Genomic DNA, 18958 nt, shown 5'->3' with positions numbered 1-18958 from the left:
GGCTGTCGCGGCGGCCCCGCCGGCCTGGTTCGTCAGCCGGCCGCCGGTGGTTCGCCGGTGGCCGGGCGCAGGTAGACGTCCTCCAGCCCGTCGGTCGCGTCCCACTGCTCACCGATCTTGCGGAATCCGAAGCCCGCGATCACCTTCTTCGAGCCGATGTTGTCCGGCCGGATGCTGGCCCGCACCGCGCTGACGCGGGGGTCGGCGTCGGCGCGCCGCAGCAGTTCGGCCAGCATCGCCGTGGCGTACCCGCGCAGCCGGTGCTCCGGCGCCACCGTGTAGGCGACCTCGACCACCCCGTCGGCGTCCGGTGGCCCGTGGAAGCCGCCGTGACCGACGACCACCCCTTCGGGTTCGGCGATGACCGCTCGCGCGATCCAGTCCCCGGCTTGCGGGTTGACCGCGATGTCGGCGAGCCGTATCTCCCACAGCCACTTCTCGTCGACCAGGAACGGGCTCAGCGGGTGCCCGGCCGCGGCGCTCGCGGTGTCGAGATCTCCGGCGACGAGGGCGGCCAGCGCGGCGGGGGAGAGCTTGAGGAAGCGGATGAACGCCATGGCCGCATGATCACACACGGTGGTGACTCCCGGCACCGATCAGTTGTGCACAACTAGATTGGGCGCTACTGTTCTGGCATGCGTGAGAGCACCGCCCTGGACCGGATGATCTGCTTCCAGCTCTATGCGGCCAGCCGCGCGATGACCGCGCTCTACCGGCCCCACCTCGACCCCCACGGCCTGACCTACCCGCAATACCTCGTCATGCGCGTCCTCTGGCACGACGGCCCCACCACCATCCGTGACCTCGGCCGCGCCCTGCGCCTCGACAGCGGCACCCTCAGCCCTCTGCTGAAACGCCTCGAGACCCAGGGACACCTGCGCCGCCAGCGCGGCACCCACGACGAACGCACCGTCTGGATCCACCCCACCGAGACCGGCACCCGCCTGCAGACCGACATCGGCGACCTCAGCCACGCCCTCGCCTGCGCCACCGGCCTCACCACCGACGAACTCACCCAACTGCACACCCTGCTGCACCGCGCCCGCGGCACAGCCGACACCCCCCGCGAAGGACAACCATGAGCACCCTCTACACCGCATCCGCCACCGCCACCGGCGAGGGCCGCAGCGGCCACGTCCGTTCCAGCGACGGCGTCCTCGACTTCGACCTGGCCATCCCCAAGGAGATGGGCGGCCCCGGCGGCGCCCTCACCAACCCCGAACAGCTGTTCGCCGCCGGCTACGCCGCCTGCTTCCACAGCGCCCTCAAGCGCGTCGCCAGCCACCAGAAGGTCACCCTCGTCGACACCGCCATCACCGTCGACGTCGGCATCGGCCCCCTGCCCACCGGCGGCTTCGGCCTCAGCGTCACCATCGAAGCCGAACTGCCCGGCCTCGACGAGACCACCGCCAAGGCCGTCCTCGACGCCGCCCACCAGCTCTGCCCCTACTCCAACGCCACCCGCGGCAACGTCGAGGTCCAGATCAACCTCGCCTGAGCCACACACGACCAGGGCCGGGCCGCCTTTCTCAGCGGCCCGGCCCTGGTCGTCGTCGCAACACCTCGCTCAGCGCCGGTGCTCCCGGATCCACCCGACACCGAAATCCACCAGATCCCGCTGCGGCATCAACCGGGCCGTCGCATTACCGACCTTCCCCATCGCCACCGGCCCCACCACGTCGAACGCCGCACCGAGCTCCGCGAAATCACCGGAATCCGTGGCCGGCGCCGTCCACGTCACCCACCGCACCACACCGTCGACATCACGCACCGCCGCACCGTTGGCGTCCATCTTCGGCTGCTCCTGCCGGCACTCCGACAGATGCAGCGACGTGTTGTTGGCATGCCCACACCCGAGCAACAGCACCTTGCCACCCAGCCGGTACACCGCACCCAACGGCGAACCATCACCCAGCTCGTCCTCGACCGGATGCGTCCCCACGATCTCCGCCGCCCGCGCACCCAGCGCCGCGAACGACACCTGCGGATGCGAACTGCGCATCGCGCCCGGCCACGTCCGCACCGTCTCCGCCAGCACACCCATCCACCGGCTCAACGACAACACCGGGTCGAACCCCGGGTTCTCCCGCCGGATCACCGGCCACCAGGACTCCGGCACCGGCGGATTGCTCCACCCGGCCGGATCGGAGTTGTACGACGTGTGCGTCGGCACCACCAGCGTGCCCTCCGGACCCAGCACGTCCAGCAGCGCCAGCACCACCGCGTGCGCGCTCCCGGCCACGAAACCGAGCGACCGCAACGCCGCATGCACCAGCACCGTGTCACCCGCCGCCAGCCCCAGCGCCCGCAGATCGGCGGCCAACGACACCGCCGTGTGCGGCATCGCCTGCTCCCGCTCCAGCGCCCCGGCCGCCGGCTGCTGCTGCCCAGGCTCATCCGGCTGCTGCTCCGGCGTCGCCGGCCGCGAAAGGTCCTCAGTCACCGCGCAAGTATGCCCACCCATCCATGCGATGTCGCCGGAATATCAGCGCGCATGCAGCCGCGCCGCCTGCCGCGTCAAATGCTCCCGCTCCAACAGATTCGACGCCACCCGCGCCGCCTCCGCATAAAGCCGCGCCGCCGCCACCAGATCACCGTCACGCTCATGCAGATACGCCGCCACCGCCGCATACCGCGGCAACCCCGCATCCAACCGCGCCAGCGCGGCCAGCCCCGCCCGCGGCCCGTCCGCCTCACCGACCGCCACCGCCCGGTTCAACTCGGCCACCGGACTGCCGGTGAGCCGCACCACCTCGTCGTACCACTCGACGATCTGCACCCAATCGGTCTCCCCGGTACTACGCGCATCGGCGTGCAACGCCGCGATCGCCGCCTGCGCCTGGAACTCACCCAGCCGATCCCGCGACAACGCCGCCTGCAACACCACCACCCCCTCGGCGATCAAAGCGGTGTCCCACCGGCGGCGATCCTGCTCCGCCAGCGGCACCAGACGACCGTCCGGCCCGATCCGCGCCGCCCGCCGCGCATGGTGCAACAGCATCAGCGCCAGCAGACCCCCCACCTCCGGCTCCCGCACCCCCGCCGCCAACTGCCGGGTCAGCCGAATCGCCTCCGCCGCCAGATCCACATCACCGGAATAGCCCTCGTTGAACACCAGATACAGCACCCGCAGCACCGTGCCGACATCACCGGCCCGATCCAGCCGCACCCCCGACACCGTCCGCTTGGCCCGGCTGATCCGCTGCGCCATCGTCGCCTCCGGCACCAGATAAGCCTGCGCGATCTGCCGCGTCGTCAGACCACCCACCGCCCGCAACGTCAACGCCACCGCCGACGCCGGCGTCAACGACGGATGCGCACACAGGAAATACAGCGCCAGCGTGTCATCGGAAACCACAGCCGGACCCGGCTCGGGCTCACCCTCGACACGCTCCTCACGCCGCCGCCGCGACACATCCGCACGCACCGCATCGAGAAACTTGCGCCACGCCACCGTGACCAGCCAGCCCCGCGGATCCCGCGGCGGCTCACCCGGCCACACCCGCACCGCCTCGACCAGCGCATCCTGCACGGCATCCTCGGCCGCCGCGAAATCAACACCGCGACGGACGAGGATGCCGATCACCGCGGGCACCAAGTCCCGCAGCACAGACTCGTTCACTCGGTCACCGTAGGCGCCTCCGACAGGAACGGACGCACCTCCAGCCACTCATGGATCGGCTCACCACCGGCACCCGGAGCCGCCGACAACTCACCGGCCAACTCCACCGCCCGCTCATAGGACTCGACGTCGATCACCATCCACCCCGCGATCAGATCCTTCGTCTCCGCGAACGGGCCATCGGTCACCGGCGGACGCCCCTCCCCATCGGAACGAACCCACGTCCCCTCCGGAGACAGCGCCTGACCGTCCACGAACTCACCGGTGCCCTCCAACTTGGCGGCGAAATCCTGCATGTACCGAACGTGGGCGGTGATCTCCTCCTGCGTCCACCGGGCCATCGGCACATCGTTGACCGGAGCCGGCGCGCCACGGTAGTGCTTGAGCAACAGGTATTTCGCCATCTCGTACTCCCTCAGGTTCGGCAGTTCCACCACAGGGACGCCGCCGTAACCACCATCTCGACACCCCCGCGCAAAAAAACTTCTCCGCCTCCACCACCGACCCGAACTTGACCTTGACACTGTGACAAGGTCTTCACTGGGACGCCGGAGGTGGTCCCCATGACCCTGCTCGACACCCTCAACGACCCCAACCCGTCCACCCGGCTCCAGACAGCCCTCACCGCCGGCACCCACGCCGACCCCACCCACACCGACGCCCTCGTGACCCGATGCGCCACCGAACCCGACTTCTTCGTCCGCGACATGCTCACCTGGGCACTGACCCGCCTCCCCCCGGAGACCACCGTGCCCCGGCTCCTCACCGAACTCCACTCCCCGAACCCACAAGCCCGCAGCCAGGCACTCCACACACTCTCCAAGATCGGCGACCACGGCACGTGGCCCGCGATCACCCGAACCCTGCTGCACGACCCCCACGACGACGTCGCCCGCAGCGCCTGGCGCGCCGCCGTCATCCTCGCGCCCACCAGCGAACACCCCGCCCTCGCCGCAGAACTGACCACCCAACTCGGCCGCGGCGACCGCACCCTGCGACTAAGCCTCAGCCGCGCCATCGCCACCCTCGCCGACGCCGCCGAACCCGCCCTGACAACCGCACTCACCAACCACGACCCCACCGTCCGCGCACACGCCCACGCCACCCGGCGACTCCTGCACGACCCCGACGCCGCCTTCACCCCCGACATCGACGAAGCCATCCGCATCGTCGCCCTCGGCCCCCAGCAACCCGACCCCACCGGAGAAACCCCGTGCTGATCGGCGACGTCGCCCGCCGCTGCGGGGTCAGCACCCGCATGCTGCGCCACTACGACACCCTCGGCCTGGTCCAACCCACCGGCCGCACCCACGGCAACTACCGCGAATACTCCACCGACGACATCCGCCGCATCTTCCACGTCGAAAGCCTGCGAACCCTCGGACTGTCCCTACGCCAGATCGCCCGCGCCCTGCAAGACCCCGCCTTCACCCCGGCCACCCTCGTCGCCGACCTCATCCGGCAGACCGAACACCGCCTCCGGCAACAACAGGAACTCCTCGACCGACTCCGCACCGTCGACGCCTCGACACCCGACGATTGGCCCGGCGTCCTGCGCATCGTCGAACTCCTGCACGGCCTCCACTCACCCCACGCCGCCCGCCGCCAACAGGCCATCCTCGCCCCCACCGACGACACCCCGGTCCCCACCGAACTACTCGCCGACGCGATCCTCACCGAAACCGACCCCAACGTCGCCGGCGCCCTCCACTGGGCCCTCGCCCGCACCGGCGACGACGCCCTCACCCACCTGGCACCCGCCACCACCGCACCCCACCCCGACACCCGCCGCCGCGCCGTCCGCGCCATCGCCGAGATACCCGGCGACCACGCCACCGCGATCCTCACCCGCGCCCTCGACGACCCCGACCCCGCCGTACGCGCACACGCCGCCCTCGCCGCAGGCCTCCGCGGCGCCACCACAGCCGTACCCACCCTCGTCACCATGGTCGCCACCGGCACCAACGACGTCGACGCCGCCGACATCCTCGGCACACTCGCACACGACCCCGCACACACCGACCAGATCCTCACCGCACTGACCGACGAACTCACCGCACCCACCGCCGACTCCGCGACCCGGATCCGCCTCACCCAGGCCCTCGCCGACATGCCGCCCGACGCCGCACGACCCACCCTGCACCGGCTCACCCACGACGCCGACCGGACCGTCGCCCTCCTCGCCGCAGCCCTCACCCGAGCGCACGCCCCATGACCGGCTCACCGACACCAGCCCGCCGATACGCCACCACCAGCAACGACGCCACCAACACCGCACCGCCCACGTCACTGGCCACCGCCAACCACGGCGCCGCCGCCTGATACGGCGGATGCAGAAACGCCGCACCCGCCGCCGCCACCAGACCGGCACCCCACCCCGCCACCACATGCCGTCGCTACCGCCCCCGGCCACCGCGCGCCGAGCGAATCAGCTCGCCACATGCGCCCCCAGCACCAGCGCACCCAGAACCAACGGATGCACACCCCATACCGGCGGGGGAGAAGGACGCCACACCATCGCGGCCACCACCGCAACGAACACGCCCTGCGCCGCCGACAGCACCCGACCGGACTCCGACCAGATCATCAGGCTGCTCACCAGATAGAGCACCACCAGCACGACCACCGCCCGCCGGCCCAACCACGGCACCTCACGCCGCGCCGGGGCGACACACGCCTCCACCACCGCGATCGGCGCACAGACACTCAGCCACACATGGTTACCGACGAAATCGAACAACTGTTCGGCACTGAAACCCGGCCACGGCACCCGCGTCGCCCCGCCTCACGATTCCACTGCGCGAACCGCGTACCCGCCAGCGCCCCACGATCGAACAGCGACTGATCCACCACACCGGCCTGCACCAGCCCGAACGCCGCCGCCAGCAACACCATCACCGGCCAGCCACCACCGCGCCGCCGCGCCACCTCCCGGATCAGCACCGCCACACTGCCGTACAACGGCCCCAGAAACAGCAGCACCAACGGGTACTCCGCGACCGTGAACCCACCACACACACACTCGGCGCACCACGTCGCCAGCGCCCACAACCCGACAACCCGCATGCCCACACACCGCGGGACCGCAGTAGCTACCAAAGTCGACCGCGGGTGTGCCGTGAGTATCGGATTCCGCCCGGTGGCCGCGCTACGGCCCTGACCCGGGCGGAACCTCGCGCGGAGGACCGGGGGAGTAGTGGCTACCGGGAACGGCCGTCAATTCCGTACAACATCAATCGTCGTCCTCCCCGCCCCCGTCATCGTCATCGTCGTCATCCGGCTCGCCACCCGGGCACCCGGTCAGCGTCAACAGCGTCGCCGCACCACCCGCCACCAGCAGAATCCGCCCGAACAGCGACCGCCGGCTGAACCTCTCGTCAGTCATGCCCGGATTCTGACAGACCACCGTCACCCCAACTCACTCAACACCCGATTCGTCCGGTTAGCCTGAACCGCCGCCCGCTGCTGCTCCGCCGTCACCTCGATATAGGACTGCGACGTCGCCAACGACGCATGCCCCAGCAACCGCATGATCTCCGACGCGTTCGCCCCGTCCTCCGCCAACCGCGTCGCGAACGTATGCCGCAACGCATGCAACTGCGCACCCCGCGGCACCCGGTCACCGATACCCGCACGCCGATAACACGACCGCACCAGATACTGCAGACCACCCCGCTGCAACGCCCCACCCCGCCGATCCACCAACAGGGGAGCCGTCGCCGCCACCCGCCCGAACCGCACCCGCCGACTGTCCAGATAGCGCGCCACCGCCGCATCCAGCCCATCCTCGATCGGCACCGTCCGCGGCCGCCCACCCTTACCGGCCACCTCCACCCGCCGCTCACCGGCACGCCCACTCACCGAACCCACCCGCAACGCCAGCATCTCCGACAACCGCAGCCCCGCACACAACGCCAGCGCCAGCACCACCACATCCCGCTCCGGCCACGGATCACGCTGCGTCTCGTCCTTCGTGCTCACCGCCCGCAACAGCACCTCCGGAGTGTCCTCACCCCGCAACGGCTTCGGCACCAGCACCGACTGCCGCGGCTTGTCCACCGCCGACATCGGATTGCCGGCCACCACCTGCTCGGTCACCAGAAACGTGAAGAACGCGTTCCACGACGACCAGGCCCGCGACACCGAGGCGGGGGAGCGGTCGGCTGCGAACCGCGCGAACGCGGCCCGCAGCACGCGAGGGGAGAGGTCACTCACGGTGAGCGGCGCGGGCTCGGCGAGACCCACCACCAGATTCAGATCCCGGCGGTACGCCGACAGCGTGTGCACCGAAGGTTTCCTCGTGGCACGCGCGGCCAGGAAGTCGTCGATCAACTCAGTGATTGACATATGCTGCATAAGGCATATTATGCAGCAATTATCGGCGTTTGCGCTGGTCCCACCATGATCCATCGCGCCTGAAGATGACTTATGACCGTTTACACCCCAAATAACCCCTGCCAGTCGCGCCCCGCCACGCCACCAGATCCACCACTGAGCGCTCCGACCCTCCAGGCCGCCACCTCGCGCCACCCAGCGCCCACCACCCAGCCGGGGAAGCGGGGCACCCACACGCCCAGCCTCGCCACAGCCACCGACGGCTGTGGCTGTACAGCCGCCGCAGCCGCGGGCGCAGAGGTCGCGGTCGCAGCCCGCGCAGCCGCCGTCATCGCCGCCGCTGGGCAGCCGCCCAGCTTTGTCGGCGGTCGCTCAGTCGCGTTATGCGTCGTCATCAACACGTCCCGGCGACGGCTCGCTGGGTCTGACAGGGGGCCAACTGCGGCCAGCCGTCGCTCACGCACGTCACGAGCCGGCGATAGCGCGTCTCGGCGACGGCTGGCCGCCACCGGCAAGCTCGCCCGCCGTTCACCCGACGGCGAGCCGTCGCCCTGCGACGTTAAGAGCGAGGCCTAGCGCGTCTCCGCTACGGCTCGCAGCAGCCCGGCCGGGCCTAGCCGTAGCCGGGAGGTGCCATCGTCGATCGGTGACGTGCGTGAGCGACAGCCGGCCGCCAGGCAGGCGACCGACCAGAAGCGCCAGGCCAACCGGGCCGGCGCGCTCGCTGTGCGGTCGGCCGTCGCTCACGCACGGCGGTCGGCCGTCGCTTAGGCGTGCTATGAGTTCGGCATGTCGCGGCTTGGCTACGGCTGCATCTTTCGTCCCGGGCTGCATCTTCTGCTCGAGCCCACCAGCAATGTCGGCGGCCAGCAGAGTTCGGGTGACGTGGCTGGGGCTACGGCGGCATCCCTCTACTACGACTGCATCTCTCAACGGTGCATAGGAGAGGGCTTCCGGAGCCCCTTCTGGAGATAGGTTGACATAATGCTCATTATCGACCTGATAAATTCGTGGGCGATCGGGGCCTGAGGAGAGGCTGTCGGCAGGACGGTTCGCACAGCCAGTTCGCGTAGCCGGGCCCAACAGCAGCCAGGCCACTAGGCGAACGCCGGAAGCGGACGGTTCGGGAATCTCGTGGACGAGTGCACCCGCGCTCCCACACGGGAGCACGCCGTCGAGCTCCTATAAGCGCGAACACGCCGCTGTCGCGCGTGGGCCATCTCCCCGCCGTTGTGGCTGCGGGCGGATCGAGGTCGCCCTCTTCGACCGGGATGGCCAGGTCCGGGATGGGTCCGACAATATTCGCGATGCCCGCGCGGGGCGGCTCGGGCGCCACAAGGTGGGGTGTCGTGCCCGTCCGGGTGGGCCCAGAGCGATGTCGAGAGAGTCGAGCGGAGGCCGCTCCCCCTGTGGGTCTCGAGTTGGCCGTTGGTCGGTCGGTCTCCCGCCGGTGGCGGTGTCGGGTGTGGATCGGGCTGGGCCCGGCTACTTTCCGCTGCTGGTCGGTGTGATTCGCCGGGCGCCCAGAGCGTCGGCGCGGTGATCAAGCGTCGTTGCGCTGTCGCGGTCTGTGGGCTGCTCCCCTGCCGGTTACTGTGCTGCGGTCGGCGGGTGGACGGGGTGGAGTGGGATGAGTCAGTACTTCAACGACGGTGATCGCAACTCTCTGTGGAATCCGTCGAGTCGGGTGGCGGTGTTGTTCGTGCGTACGTCGGAGGTGGTGTCTTCGCTGGTGGGGTTGCCGTCGGGGATCGGTGGGATGTGGGCTGACGAGTACGCGATCGATGTGGACGTGTTCGTTCGTTTCGTGGATGCGCTGGTGCTGGAGTATCGGTCGTCGAGTCATCAAGTTCTGCGGTCGTTGCTGGAGGGGTGGCTGGTGACGGCGATCGTGATGGTGGAGCGTGCGGGCCGGGAGTTGCCGTCGCTGCGGGCGGAGGTGTCGTTGAGTCCCCGTGATGTTTCGGTGGGTTCGAGTGGTGTCGGCGCGCTGGGTGATGGTGCTCGGCTGCTGGAGTTGGCGGGCGTGCAGTCGAGGGCGATGCCGGTCTAGCCGGTGTGGTCGGCTGTTGTGGAGTTTCGGTGGCCGGCTGCGGGTGCAGGTTCGTGCGGTGTACGGGCGATGGGTCCGCGGCATGGGTGTGCCGGTGCCGGGTGGTGGGCTCCGTTGGGTTTGGTGGAGGCCGGGCTTCTGGTGTAGCGGTGGTGGGCGTACCCGGCTGGTGGATGGGTGTCGGTTGACCTTGGGTCGAGAATGGCGTCATGGGGAAGATGCATGAGTCGATTTCGGGCCGGTTGCGGGAGTTCATCGAGGAGCAGCCGGTCTTCTTCACGGCGACGGCGCCGCTGGACGGCGACGGGAGGGTGAATCTGTCGCCGAAGGGGTTGCGGGGGTCGTTCGCGGTTCTGGACGAGATGACGGTGGCGTACCTGGATTTCGCGGGCAGTAACGCGGAGACGGTGGCTCATCTGCGGGAGAACGGCCGGATCACGTTGATGTGGTGTGCGTTTCAGGGGCCGCCGAACATCGTGCGGGTTCATGGCCGGGGTGAGGCGGTGTTTCGTGATGACGTGCGGTGGGCGGAGTTGGTCGGGTTCTTTCCCGATATCGATGTGACCCTGCACGGGTTGCGGGCGATCATCGTTGTGCGGGCTGAGGTGATTCGGGATTCGTGCGGTTATGCGGTTCCTTTCATGACGTACGACGGTGATCGTGATCTGCACGCGAAGCGTTTCGCGCGGGAGGATGACGCGTCGTTGAGCGCGTATTTCGCGAAGAAGGATTACATCGCGAGCAGCATGGACGGGTTGCCGGGGGTGCCTCTCCCCCTGCCTCCGCTGGTGTAGCGGTCGCGCGGTGGGGAGCCGGTCGCGGGCTTCAGGCGACGGCGGGTTGAGGGGTGCGGCGATGCCTCGTGGCGGGCGGTGGGCAGGATGGCCGGATGCGTATTGCGGTGATCTCCGATGTCCATGGCAATCTGCCGGCGCTCGACGCTGTGCTGGCGGCGATCGGGTCCGAGGGTGTGGATGTGACGGTGAATTGCGGGGATCTGCTGTCGGGTTATGTGCGGCCGGCGGAGACCGCGGACCGGTTGATGGGGGTGGGGTTGGCGACGGTCGCGGGGAATCATGAGCGGCAGTTGCTGACGTTCGGGCCGGATCGGGTCGGGATGGCTGACCGGCTTACCCGGGCGGTCCTCTCCGAGGACCATCTGGCGTGGCTGCGGTCGCTGCCGGCGGTTCTCTCCCCCGTTCCCGGGGTTTTGGCATTTCACGGTACGCCCAGCGACGATCTGCGGTATCTGCTGCACACGGTGGAGCCGGGTGGGGTGCGGGAGTCGACGGTGGACGAGGTCGTGGAGCGGCTCGGTGAGGTGGGTGGGTATTCGTTGCTGCTGTGTGGGCACACTCACCTGCCCGGGTCGATGCGGTTGCCGGGTGGGGCTCTGGTGGTGAATCCGGGCAGTGTGGGGTGGCCGGCTTATGAGGATGAGCAGCCGTACCCGCATCGGATGGAGGCCGGGTCGCCGCATGCGCGGTATGCGGTGGTCGACGATGTGTCGGGGCGGTGGGAGGTGGTGTTCCGGTCGGTGGTGTACCCGTGGGATTCGGCGGCGCGGCTGGCTGAGGGTTTCGGGCGTCCGGATGTGGCGTCGGCGATGCGGACGGGGCGGGTGGTGGCGTGATCGTGCGGTGGGTGACCGGGTTCTTGGACACTCCGGGTGGTGCGGGTGGCGGTCCGGATCCTGGGGTCGAGTCGTTCTGGCAGGCGGTGACGGGGTGGGGGTTGTCGGCGCGGCGGGGTGGCGGGGCGTTCGCGACGCTGCTGCCCGGGGACGGGGATGCGTGTCTGCGGGTGCAGGTGGTCGGGGATTCTCCGGCGCGGGCGCATCTGGATCTGCACGTGGACGATGTGGCTGCGGCAGCGGCCGAGGTGGCGGCGTTGGGTGCGACGCTGGTCGCGGCCGAGGATGGTCTGGTGGTGTCGCGGTCGCCGGCGGGGATCGTGTTCTGTCTGGTGCGGTGGGGCGGGGAGCGGCGGCGGCCGGCGCCGGTGCGGTGGCCGGGTGGGCAGAGCAGTGTGGTGGATCAGTTGTGTCTGGATCTTCCTGGGGCGGTGCATGACCGGGAGGCCGGGTTCTGGGCGGCGGTGACCGGGTGGGAGCGGCGGTCGTCGGATCTGCCGGAGTTCTCCTGGTTGGAGCGGCCGGCGGGGTTGGGGTTGCGGTTGTTGTTGCAGCGCACCGGTGGTGAGGTGGCCGGGGTGCATGTGGATCTGGCGTGTGATGACGTGGATGCCGAGGTGGAGCGGCATGTCGGGTGGGGTGCGGTGGTGGTGCGGCGGGTGCCGGGTGACTGGACGACGTTGCGGGATCCGGCTGGCCGGGAGTATTGCGTGACGGGGCGTTCGCCGTTGCCTGCATGATCACTTCGGTGTGGTGTGCGGTTCTTGTCGGTGGTGGCTGGTAGAAAGAAGCCGCTCTGATACAGGCGTTCGAAGGTGGTGGGGTGATGACGGCGGCAGGCGTGGAAACCGGTGGGCTGTCCGCGGAGGAGCTGCAGCAGATCCGGGAGGCGCTGGCGGCCGGCCGGAAGCCGCGGGTGCAGTTCACGGAGGCGGCTGGGCAGATTGCCGGGCAGATCGGGCAGGTGGTGGGGCTCGATGATCCGGCGGTGTCGGATGAGTGGGTGGTGGTCAAGTTCGGGCGTGACGAGCTGCCCTTCTCCCCCAGTGACCTGCGGGTCGCGCCGAAGGGGCCGGCGCCGAAGAAGGTGGCGCCTGTGGTGGTGGAGCCGCCGGAGCCGGTGCTGTCCGGGCCGGCGTTCCTGATCGACAAGCCGTTGCCGGTCAAGCCGCCCGTTCAGCGGACCAAGAAGACAAGTGAGGACAGTGTTGCGGTGACCGACGGTAAGGGCGGCAACGAGGTGGCGGCTCCCCGTAAGGCGGCTCGGCCGGCGAGGGCGAAAGCGTCGCCGGGCCTGACCGTGACGCTGGCTTATGGCGACGGCGAGTGGACGGTGGCGGCCAATCAGGGGGCGAAGGCGTTGGCCCGGCCTTATGTGATCCGGCCGGCGGAGGCGCTGAAGATGGTGTCGTTGATCGATGTGCCTGGTGTGCAGGAGGCGGTCGAGCAGATCGTGGCGGCTGAGCGGGCCGAGGCTGAGCAGCAGGCGCAGCGGTTGCGGGCCGAGCTCGCCGAGGTGGAGGCCCGTCTGGCGGAGTTGGGCGAGGCGGGTTGATCCGGTGCCGGTGTTCCCGGGCCGCTGCGATCGTGGCCCGGGATCGTGGCCCGGGATCGGTAGGCGGGCTGTGTGGGCGAGCGGTGCCGGTCAGTGGAAGTATTTGAGGCCCGCTACGCCGCAGAGCACCAGCAGCAGGCAGACGATGCGCGGCAGGCTGGCGGGCTCGTTGAGGGCGATCATGCCGACGAGGGCGGTGCCGACCGCGCCGATGCCGACCCACACGGCGTAGCCGGTGCCGACCGGGATGGTGCGCAGGGCGTAACCGAGGCCGAGCATGCTGAGCGCCAGTGCTGTCGCGAAGACGGCGGTGGGTGCGGGGCGGGTGAAGCCGGCGCTGCGGTCCAGGGCGATCGCCCAGACGGTCTCGAGCAGGCCGGAGATGACAAGAACGAGCCAGGCCATGACAGATCACCTCAAGGGCGGTCGTCTTGTCAGGCCGGGTACGACACGCACTCGTCCGGGGCGCCCACGATCGCGGGCGCCGTCTCTGAGAGTAGCCATTCGATGACGGGCCTGCAGGTGGGCAGGCTGTGGTGGTGGCCGAACTCACCGTTTCCGGGCGCGCCCGCGAGCCGGTGATCGGGGTGGGGCCCGAGCCGCTTGCGGGCGCGTGATCGAGGTGAACGTCGGTGTGCTTACGGGCAGGTGACCTGAGGGTTCTCGATGGCGAGTTCGCCGGCCGGGTTGTCGGTGTAAAGCCACACGTGCAGGTCGTAGTGGACCGGCATCGGCGGGGCGCCGGGCGGCATCTCGTGGCCGGCCATGGGGCCGTTGAACGCGTTGCCGAACAGGGTGGGCCGGTCGCTGTCGGTCGTGAGACTGCCGTCGGCGTCGGCTTTGAAGTATTCGACACCGATGAGTTGTGGGCTGCCGTCCCGGCCGGGGACGTACAGCAGCACCTCCGGCCAGACCGGGTCGATCGCCGCGTCGGCGGACAGTCCCGGGTGGGCGTAGTGCCAGCCCATTCCCGGCACGCAGTGGTCGGTGGCCAGATATCCGTCGGCCAGTGCCTGGTCCACGTCGTGGTAGCGCCGCGTCGCCTCGACCAGTACTTTCCGCTGTGCTTTCGTGAGCCGTGCCGTGGCGGGCGGCTTGTCAGCGAACGGCTTCTGCGCGGGCGCCCAGGTGGCGGGCGACCTGCCGGCGAGCGACGCGGCGCCTAGCTGGCCGGCGGTCAGCGGCGCCTCCCGGGTGGGCGGTGAGATGTCCGGGGCCGCCTGGACGGCGGTCGCGCCGGCGGTGAGGGCGCACGTCGCGGTCATGGCCGCTGTCGCGCAGCATCGCAGAAACGAGAGAGCGGCGGTACGCCGCGAGGCTTGCGGGATCGTCATGCCGACAGCGTCGGCCATCCGTGGCCGCGTCGTCCCGGTTTTGCGGCCGGGTACATCCTGGGGGCGCGACCACCCCGCAGCGATCTGACGGCCTCCGATGGTGACCTTGACGGCCTTCGGACCGCCCGTGGACAGTTCAGGTCCTCGCGAACGGTTCAGGTCCGTGGACAGTTCAGGTTTTATCGGTTCCGGCCCCCTGACCGCTCAGGTTCTCGCGGCCTCCGGTCACCCTCGCACGAGCCGTCAGGTCTGGTTCTGATGGTCCCGCCTGGCTTCATCCCGACGGCTCAGTATGGCCCCACCCTCAAGATCGGCTTTACCCGGGGGGCTTACGTGGCCCGACCCCTCAAGAGGAGCATCAGGGGCGCGGGGAGCGCTGGGCTGCGGTTTTGTTGGGCCGCCCCGGGTCGGCTTTGGGACCGACTGGAGCTGCCCCGCCCGGGTGGAGCCAGGACCGACCGTCACACCACAGGTCTGAACGCCTTCGGCTGACCAGCTCACGTAGACCGCTCACATTGCTTTGTCGCAGTGCTCACCGTGGAGGGCCGTGCCGCTTACCGGGTGCTCACACCGCGGTGTGCGGTGTCATCTACCGGTGCGGTGTGCGGTGCCGCCTACCGATGCTCACACCGCGGTGGGCGGCTCCGGGGCGATCAGTGCCGCCCACTCCTGCGTCCACCGGCAGCGGCTCAAGCCGGCGGCGGTGAACTCGTCGATCTGGTCTGCCCGCTGCACGCCCCACCATCGCAGCATCACGTTGACCGCCATGTCACGAAGGTCGGTCACTGTCGCGTAGTGGTCCTCCGCTTCGCCGTCGGAGGTTGCCGTGAACAGCGGCCCCCACGCGACTGCCCCGTCGCGCCATGCCATCGCCGCATGGAACCCGCCGCCTCCGAAGAACTCGCTATGCAGGTACGCCACATCGCCGTCCATCGACTGCCGGCGCGCCCATTCCGCGACCCCGGTCGCCAGTTCGTAGAAGCCGTCCACGGGCGGGTCGTCCGCCGCGGTCGGCACCACGCTCGCGACGATCTCTTCTGTTAGCGGCAAAAGCACCAACCCGCTGTCAGCGGCCAACGGGACGGTAGGCAGCGCTGCCCGGCGCGGCTTCTGTTCGGAGGTCTTCAGCAGCAACGCCTGCACGTTTCCGGCCATGCCGCCAGCGTATCGATCACCCCTCGCCGGGCCCCCACTCCCCCGCCGCCGGCCGGGCCCTCACCCTCACCCTCGCAGTAGCGCATCGCACCTCGCAGCGGCACCTCGCAGTAGCGCCTCCTACCCGCCCCCGGCAGTGCCCTCCGGCAAGGCCAGTGCAGACCATCGCACCACCACTCGCCACCGTTAGCGAGATGGTCCCCCGCCGCCGGCCGAACTTCTGTGGGGCAGGGTCGCCCCGTCATGGCGGGACCGGTGCAGACCAGCCACGGCACAGTGAACCGTGCTCTGCCCGACGGCTCGCCCAACGCTTCAAGGGCGGCAAGGCCGCCGTGCTCTGCCCCACGGGTCACCGAAGGCCTCAAAGGCGGCAAGGCCGCCGTGCTCCTTCCCTACGGGGGTCGCCCACTCCTCAAGCCGGCGGGGCGCGAACGCCTCAAAGGCGGCGGAAAGAACGCCCGCAGCGCCACTGTCTCCTGAAGTTTTGACACCCGTTGTGGGTGTTGCTGACACCCACAACGGGTGTCAAAACTCCGGAACACACCATGCTCCGGAACACGGTCACAGGGGAAGCGGGACGTCTAGCGTGCCCGAGGAACCATTTGCGGGAGTGCGCGTCAACGAGCGCACGGTGGCCAAGGCGGCGTGACGGGCGCGACGGGCGTAACGGGCGCGACGGGCCCAAGGAGGCCTTGGCGGGCCGGTCGGGAGTGCGGATCCGAGCGGGCCGAGGCGCGCTCACGGCCAGCCGGTAGAACCGCCCACCATCGACCCGGATCCCGACGCCTTCCGGATTGCGGCCACCCCCACCAGGTGTTGATCTGCTGGCGTGCGATTCCGCGGTTGACCCGGACCTGAAACAGCGCATCCGCACGGCCAGCAGATCAACTCACCCGAAGGCCGACAGGCACGGGGTTGGTGCCACGTTCACACCGTTGCCGAGGTACTCCCACATTCGCGCGAAGCCGCCGAGAAGCAGCCGAGCGGTGATGGGCAGCTGCTATTCGGTGGCCGCTGTAGGAAGGACTGAACGAGGCCGAGGGCGGTGCCGTGGTGGCCGCGGTGGCTGACGGCTGAAGGCTGACGGCCCGGTTGCCAGACGGGTTGACGGTGACTGACGGGTTGACGGTGAGGCACAGCCTGCCGCGCGATGGCTGCTCACAGGCGGGCCGAACGGTGGCCGACGGGTGAGGGCAGTGCTAGAGCGGGCCGCCCGGGTGCCGCTGCCCGACAGGCTGACAGGCTGACGGGCTGACGGGCTGACGGGGGCCGTCGGTGTGAGGCGGTGCGTGAGAGTAGGCCGCGGTGGTTGGTGCCCGCCGGGCTTGAGGGTGGCTGTCGGGTGAGCCGGTGCGGGCGAGCGGGCCGCGTGGTGGTCGCTGTCGGACGGGCTGACGGGTGTGGGGGCGGTGTGTGAGGGCGGAGGGGTGTGTGGCGTTTGGGGGGACGGGCGGTGAGGTGTGGTGGTCGGGAAGTGGACTGGCGGGTGAAGGCGGATGGAGGAAGGCCTTGTGGGCGTGCGATTATTCGAGCCTCATGGACACGTCACCTGTTTGGCGAGTGCCGCGGCTATGGCGGCTGTTGCTCGCTCTGTCGAGGATCGTGGTGTTCCCGCTGGCCCGGCTTCGTGTGACGAACGGTGTGCCGGAGGAGTTGCGGGGTGGGCCGGTGATTCTCGCGGCCAATCATGTCAGCCCGTTCGATCCAGTTGTGCTCATGGCGGCCTGCCACAAGGCGGGGGTCGTTCCGCGGATCATGGCGACGGGTGGGGTGTTCCGGACGCCGGTGGTCGGGGCGGTGATGCGGCATTGTGGGCATATCCGGGTGGATCGCAACACGATGCACGTTGCTGACGCGCTGCCGGTGGCTGCGAAGGCTCTGGCGGAGAACTCGGCGGTGCTGGTGTATCCGGAGGGGCGCATCGGCCTGGATCCGTGGATGTGGCCGGAGCGGGGCAAGACCGGCACGGCACGGATGGCGCAGCTGTCGGGGGCGCCGGTGCTGCCGGTCGCGCAGTGGGGCACGCATGCCGTGATTCCGTGGGAGGCGCCGAAAGGGCTCGGGCGTGCCTTGGTCAAGGCCCTGGTGCGGCGGCCGGTGGTGCAGGTGCGGTTCGGGGACCGGGCGGTTGATCTTGCCGGCGCGGGGTCCGGGTCGCCGGGCGCGCAGGCCATGCAGGGCACCCGGCTGATCATGGAGGCTATCGACGAGACCCTGACTCCGTTGCGGCTCGGCGAAATGCAGATGCCGCGGACGGTGGATACGTCGCGGCCGCACGACCTGTCCCGGGTGCGGCGGCGGATGCACTGACCAGCACCTTCTCGAAGGCGAGCTGGTTGTACGGGACGTCGCTGTAGCCGCCGATGTTGGTGTAGCCGCTGGTCCGGTAGAGGGCCAGCGCCTCGGTCAGCAGTGGATGGGTGCCCAGGCGGACGGTGTCGATGCCGTGGTTGACGGCGTCGACCTCCAGCCGGGCGAGCAGTTTGCGGCCCAGTCCGAGGCCCCGCGCCTCCGGGGCCACCCACAGGTGGCGGATCTCGGCGATGCCGGGGCCGAGGCGGATCCACAGGCCGCAGCCGACGGGATGCCCGTCTTCGAAGGCGACCAGTTGGGTGCCGGTCACGTCCTCCGGGCGGGTCAGGGTGGATTCGTCGAAGCCTTCCGGGAAGATGGTGTCGAGTTCGGCGGCGTAACGGGCCAGGCTGTCACGAGCCACGGCGGAGCCGGGTGGCACCGCCTCGACGACGACGGCCGCGGCCCGCAGCACGCGGCGGATCTCGTCCTGGGCGCTGATGAGGCGTTCGCGCTGGCCGGTGGTGAGTTCGCCGAGCAGGGCGGCGATGCCGGCGTTGGAGCGTTCCTCCAGGTCGGCGCGTTCGCGGCGGCCGGCGTCGGTGAGTTCGGCGACCTGGTCCCGCATCTGTACCAGGCCCTGTTCCTGCAGGGCGCGCAGCATGTCTTGCAGGTAGCCGGCGCCCACGTCCAGGCGGGTGCACAGTTCGCCCAGGTCGCTGCCGTCGCCGATTTCGAACAGCAGCCGCGCCTGGCCGAACGGCCGGGCCTGACCCAGGTACCGGTCGGTGAGCACGCCGAGGCGCAGGGTGTAGTAGCGGTTGAAGTCACGCATCCGCTCGATCTGCTCGACCTCCACCAGCCGATGCTAGATCCCGCTCCGGATCGGAGTCAGACATATCGAGGTGGCATGCCCGGACGGTCAGCGGTGGGACAGCCGGACGGCCAGTGGCCGGTTGACCGCATGGCAGGCGCGGGG

Annotated in this window: 22 protein-coding genes and 1 riboswitch; of the genes, 10 read left to right on the top strand and 12 right to left on the bottom strand. The window is 69.7% G+C overall.

Annotated elements, in window-relative coordinates; genetic code table 11:
* Window positions 1-32 precede the first annotated feature (32 nt).
* Window positions 33-557: a GNAT family N-acetyltransferase gene (locus QLQ12_RS41545; protein WP_282766550.1), complete on the bottom strand. Its 525-nt coding sequence runs from the start codon at window positions 555-557 to the stop codon at window positions 33-35.
* Window positions 558-635: 78 nt separating this feature from the next.
* On the opposite strand from QLQ12_RS41545, the gene QLQ12_RS41540 reads away from it, so the two are divergent.
* Both QLQ12_RS41540 and QLQ12_RS41535 read left to right on the top strand, forming a co-directional pair.
* Window positions 636-1082: a MarR family winged helix-turn-helix transcriptional regulator gene (locus QLQ12_RS41540; RefSeq protein WP_282766549.1), complete on the top strand. Its 447-nt coding sequence runs from the start codon at window positions 636-638 to the stop codon at window positions 1080-1082.
* Complete coding sequence (locus QLQ12_RS41535; RefSeq protein WP_282766548.1) at window positions 1079-1498, top strand: organic hydroperoxide resistance protein; 420 nt, start codon at window positions 1079-1081, stop codon at window positions 1496-1498. Before QLQ12_RS41540 ends, QLQ12_RS41535 begins: the two co-directional genes overlap by 4 nt.
* Before the next feature lie 69 nt (window positions 1499-1567).
* On the opposite strand, the gene QLQ12_RS41530 is transcribed toward QLQ12_RS41535, so the two are convergent.
* Genes QLQ12_RS41530 through QLQ12_RS41520 form a run of 3 tightly spaced genes read right to left on the bottom strand, consistent with a single transcriptional unit; the run spans window position 1568 to window position 4026 of the window.
* Window positions 1568-2443, bottom strand: coding sequence for an aminoglycoside N(3)-acetyltransferase (locus QLQ12_RS41530; protein ID WP_282766547.1), 876 nt, complete (start codon window positions 2441-2443; stop codon window positions 1568-1570).
* Window positions 2444-2485: 42 nt separating this feature from the next.
* A complete protein-coding gene (locus QLQ12_RS41525; RefSeq protein ID WP_282766546.1) occupies window positions 2486-3622 on the bottom strand; it encodes an RNA polymerase sigma factor in 1137 nt (378 codons plus the stop codon).
* A complete protein-coding gene (locus QLQ12_RS41520) occupies window positions 3619-4026 on the bottom strand; it encodes a YciI family protein (RefSeq protein WP_282766596.1) in 408 nt (135 codons plus the stop codon). The genes QLQ12_RS41525 and QLQ12_RS41520 overlap by 4 nt, the downstream gene beginning before the upstream one ends.
* Before the next feature lie 159 nt (window positions 4027-4185).
* Here QLQ12_RS41520 and QLQ12_RS41515 point away from each other — a divergent pair, with 159 nt between their 5' ends.
* Both QLQ12_RS41515 and QLQ12_RS41510 read left to right on the top strand, forming a co-directional pair.
* Complete coding sequence (locus QLQ12_RS41515) at window positions 4186-4842, top strand: HEAT repeat domain-containing protein (protein ID WP_282766545.1); 657 nt, start codon at window positions 4186-4188, stop codon at window positions 4840-4842.
* On the top strand, window positions 4836-5837 hold the full coding sequence (locus QLQ12_RS41510) for a HEAT repeat domain-containing protein (RefSeq protein WP_282766544.1): 1002 nt from the start codon (window positions 4836-4838) through the stop codon (window positions 5835-5837). The genes QLQ12_RS41515 and QLQ12_RS41510 overlap by 7 nt, the downstream gene beginning before the upstream one ends.
* A gap of 213 nt (window positions 5838-6050) precedes the next feature.
* Here the strand turns inward: QLQ12_RS41510 and QLQ12_RS41505 are convergent, their stop codons facing one another.
* From QLQ12_RS41505 to QLQ12_RS41490, 4 genes are all read right to left on the bottom strand, one after another.
* Entirely contained in the window at window positions 6051-6362 is a 312-nt protein-coding gene (locus QLQ12_RS41505; protein ID WP_282766543.1) for a hypothetical protein, read from the bottom strand.
* Window positions 6329-6607, bottom strand: a complete 279-nt coding sequence (locus tag QLQ12_RS41500) for a hypothetical protein (RefSeq protein ID WP_282766542.1) — start codon at window positions 6605-6607, stop codon at window positions 6329-6331. The genes QLQ12_RS41505 and QLQ12_RS41500 overlap by 34 nt, the downstream gene beginning before the upstream one ends.
* 247 nt (window positions 6608-6854) lie before the next feature.
* Window positions 6855-7007 (bottom strand): hypothetical protein, encoded by a 153-nt coding sequence (locus QLQ12_RS41495; RefSeq protein WP_282766541.1) that lies wholly within the window; start codon window positions 7005-7007, stop codon window positions 6855-6857.
* Window positions 7008-7030: 23 nt separating this feature from the next.
* Window positions 7031-7978 carry a tyrosine-type recombinase/integrase gene (locus QLQ12_RS41490; RefSeq protein WP_282766595.1) on the bottom strand — a complete coding sequence of 316 codons (948 nt, stop codon included), beginning with the start codon at window positions 7976-7978 and terminating at the stop codon, window positions 7031-7033.
* A 1609-nt stretch (window positions 7979-9587) separates the two neighbouring features.
* Here QLQ12_RS41490 and QLQ12_RS41485 point away from each other — a divergent pair.
* The 5 genes from QLQ12_RS41485 to QLQ12_RS41465 all read left to right on the top strand — a co-directional run bounded on the left by QLQ12_RS41485 (window position 9588) and on the right by QLQ12_RS41465 (window position 13198).
* The gene (locus tag QLQ12_RS41485) at window positions 9588-10010 is read left to right on the top strand and encodes a DUF6086 family protein (RefSeq protein ID WP_282766540.1); all 423 of its coding nucleotides are present in this window, start codon (window positions 9588-9590) and stop codon (window positions 10008-10010) included.
* Window positions 10011-10219: 209 nt separating this feature from the next.
* A complete protein-coding gene (locus QLQ12_RS41480; protein ID WP_282766539.1) occupies window positions 10220-10804 on the top strand; it encodes a pyridoxamine 5'-phosphate oxidase family protein in 585 nt (194 codons plus the stop codon).
* 95 nt (window positions 10805-10899) lie between these two features.
* Window positions 10900-11643 (top strand): metallophosphoesterase family protein, encoded by a 744-nt coding sequence (locus tag QLQ12_RS41475; RefSeq protein WP_282766538.1) that lies wholly within the window; start codon window positions 10900-10902, stop codon window positions 11641-11643.
* Window positions 11640-12383 (top strand): VOC family protein, encoded by a 744-nt coding sequence (locus tag QLQ12_RS41470; protein ID WP_328518343.1) that lies wholly within the window; start codon window positions 11640-11642, stop codon window positions 12381-12383. Before QLQ12_RS41475 ends, QLQ12_RS41470 begins: the two co-directional genes overlap by 4 nt.
* An 86-nt stretch (window positions 12384-12469) precedes the next feature.
* A complete protein-coding gene (locus QLQ12_RS41465; protein WP_407651697.1) occupies window positions 12470-13198 on the top strand; it encodes a hypothetical protein in 729 nt (242 codons plus the stop codon).
* Window positions 13199-13288: 90 nt separating this feature from the next.
* Here the strand turns inward: QLQ12_RS41465 and QLQ12_RS41460 are convergent, their stop codons facing one another.
* The 3 genes from QLQ12_RS41460 to QLQ12_RS41450 all read right to left on the bottom strand — a co-directional run bounded on the left by QLQ12_RS41460 (window position 13289) and on the right by QLQ12_RS41450 (window position 15666).
* A complete protein-coding gene (locus tag QLQ12_RS41460; RefSeq protein WP_282766536.1) occupies window positions 13289-13603 on the bottom strand; it encodes a DMT family transporter in 315 nt (104 codons plus the stop codon).
* Window positions 13604-13617: 14 nt separating this feature from the next.
* Window positions 13618-13686, bottom strand: a riboswitch (guanidine-III (ykkC-III) riboswitch).
* A 150-nt stretch (window positions 13687-13836) separates the two neighbouring features.
* Window positions 13837-14532 (bottom strand): hypothetical protein, encoded by a 696-nt coding sequence (locus QLQ12_RS41455; protein WP_282766535.1) that lies wholly within the window; start codon window positions 14530-14532, stop codon window positions 13837-13839.
* 624 nt (window positions 14533-15156) lie between these two features.
* The gene (locus tag QLQ12_RS41450) at window positions 15157-15666 is read right to left on the bottom strand and encodes a hypothetical protein (protein ID WP_282766534.1); all 510 of its coding nucleotides are present in this window, start codon (window positions 15664-15666) and stop codon (window positions 15157-15159) included.
* A 1557-nt stretch (window positions 15667-17223) separates the two neighbouring features.
* Between QLQ12_RS41450 and QLQ12_RS41445 the strand changes: the two genes are divergently transcribed.
* Window positions 17224-17997 carry a lysophospholipid acyltransferase family protein gene (locus QLQ12_RS41445; protein WP_282766593.1) on the top strand — a complete coding sequence of 258 codons (774 nt, stop codon included), beginning with the start codon at window positions 17224-17226 and terminating at the stop codon, window positions 17995-17997.
* Here QLQ12_RS41445 and QLQ12_RS41440 read toward each other — a convergent pair.
* A complete protein-coding gene (locus tag QLQ12_RS41440; protein WP_282766533.1) occupies window positions 17888-18838 on the bottom strand; it encodes a helix-turn-helix domain-containing GNAT family N-acetyltransferase in 951 nt (316 codons plus the stop codon). The two genes, QLQ12_RS41445 and QLQ12_RS41440, sit on opposite strands and share 110 nt — an antisense overlap.
* Window positions 18839-18958: the final 120 nt, after the last annotated feature.

Source organism: Actinoplanes sandaracinus (assembly GCF_030009775.1).
Taxonomy (GTDB): Bacteria; Actinomycetota; Actinomycetes; order Mycobacteriales; family Micromonosporaceae; genus Actinoplanes; species Actinoplanes sandaracinus.
The sequence above is the reverse complement of the archived record's forward strand: the minus strand, read 5'-3'. Positions and strand labels throughout refer to the sequence as shown.

Bases quoted from the DNA above. Each gene is read 5' to 3' on its own strand.
- QLQ12_RS41535 (WP_282766548.1), top strand. From the start codon at position 1,079: ATGAGCACCCTCTACACCGCATCCGCCACCGCCACCGGCGAGGGCCGC.
- QLQ12_RS41455 (WP_282766535.1), bottom strand. From the start codon at position 14,532: ATGACGATCCCGCAAGCCTCGCGGCGTACCGCCGCTCTCTCGTTTCTG.
- QLQ12_RS41495 (WP_282766541.1), bottom strand. From the start codon at position 7,007: ATGACTGACGAGAGGTTCAGCCGGCGGTCGCTGTTCGGGCGGATTCTG.
- QLQ12_RS41545 (WP_282766550.1), bottom strand. From the start codon at position 557: ATGGCGTTCATCCGCTTCCTCAAGCTCTCCCCCGCCGCGCTGGCCGCC.
- QLQ12_RS41480 (WP_282766539.1), top strand. From the start codon at position 10,220: ATGGGGAAGATGCATGAGTCGATTTCGGGCCGGTTGCGGGAGTTCATC.
- QLQ12_RS41465 (WP_407651697.1), top strand. From the start codon at position 12,470: ATGACGGCGGCAGGCGTGGAAACCGGTGGGCTGTCCGCGGAGGAGCTG.
- QLQ12_RS41490 (WP_282766595.1), bottom strand. From the start codon at position 7,978: ATGCAGCATATGTCAATCACTGAGTTGATCGACGACTTCCTGGCCGCG.
- QLQ12_RS41485 (WP_282766540.1), top strand. From the start codon at position 9,588: ATGAGTCAGTACTTCAACGACGGTGATCGCAACTCTCTGTGGAATCCG.
- QLQ12_RS41515 (WP_282766545.1), top strand. From the start codon at position 4,186: ATGACCCTGCTCGACACCCTCAACGACCCCAACCCGTCCACCCGGCTC.
- QLQ12_RS41475 (WP_282766538.1), top strand. From the start codon at position 10,900: ATGCGTATTGCGGTGATCTCCGATGTCCATGGCAATCTGCCGGCGCTC.
- QLQ12_RS41445 (WP_282766593.1), top strand. From the start codon at position 17,224: ATGGACACGTCACCTGTTTGGCGAGTGCCGCGGCTATGGCGGCTGTTG.
- QLQ12_RS41540 (WP_282766549.1), top strand. From the start codon at position 636: ATGCGTGAGAGCACCGCCCTGGACCGGATGATCTGCTTCCAGCTCTAT.
- QLQ12_RS41520 (WP_282766596.1), bottom strand. From the start codon at position 4,026: ATGGCGAAATACCTGTTGCTCAAGCACTACCGTGGCGCGCCGGCTCCG.
- QLQ12_RS41460 (WP_282766536.1), bottom strand. From the start codon at position 13,603: ATGGCCTGGCTCGTTCTTGTCATCTCCGGCCTGCTCGAGACCGTCTGG.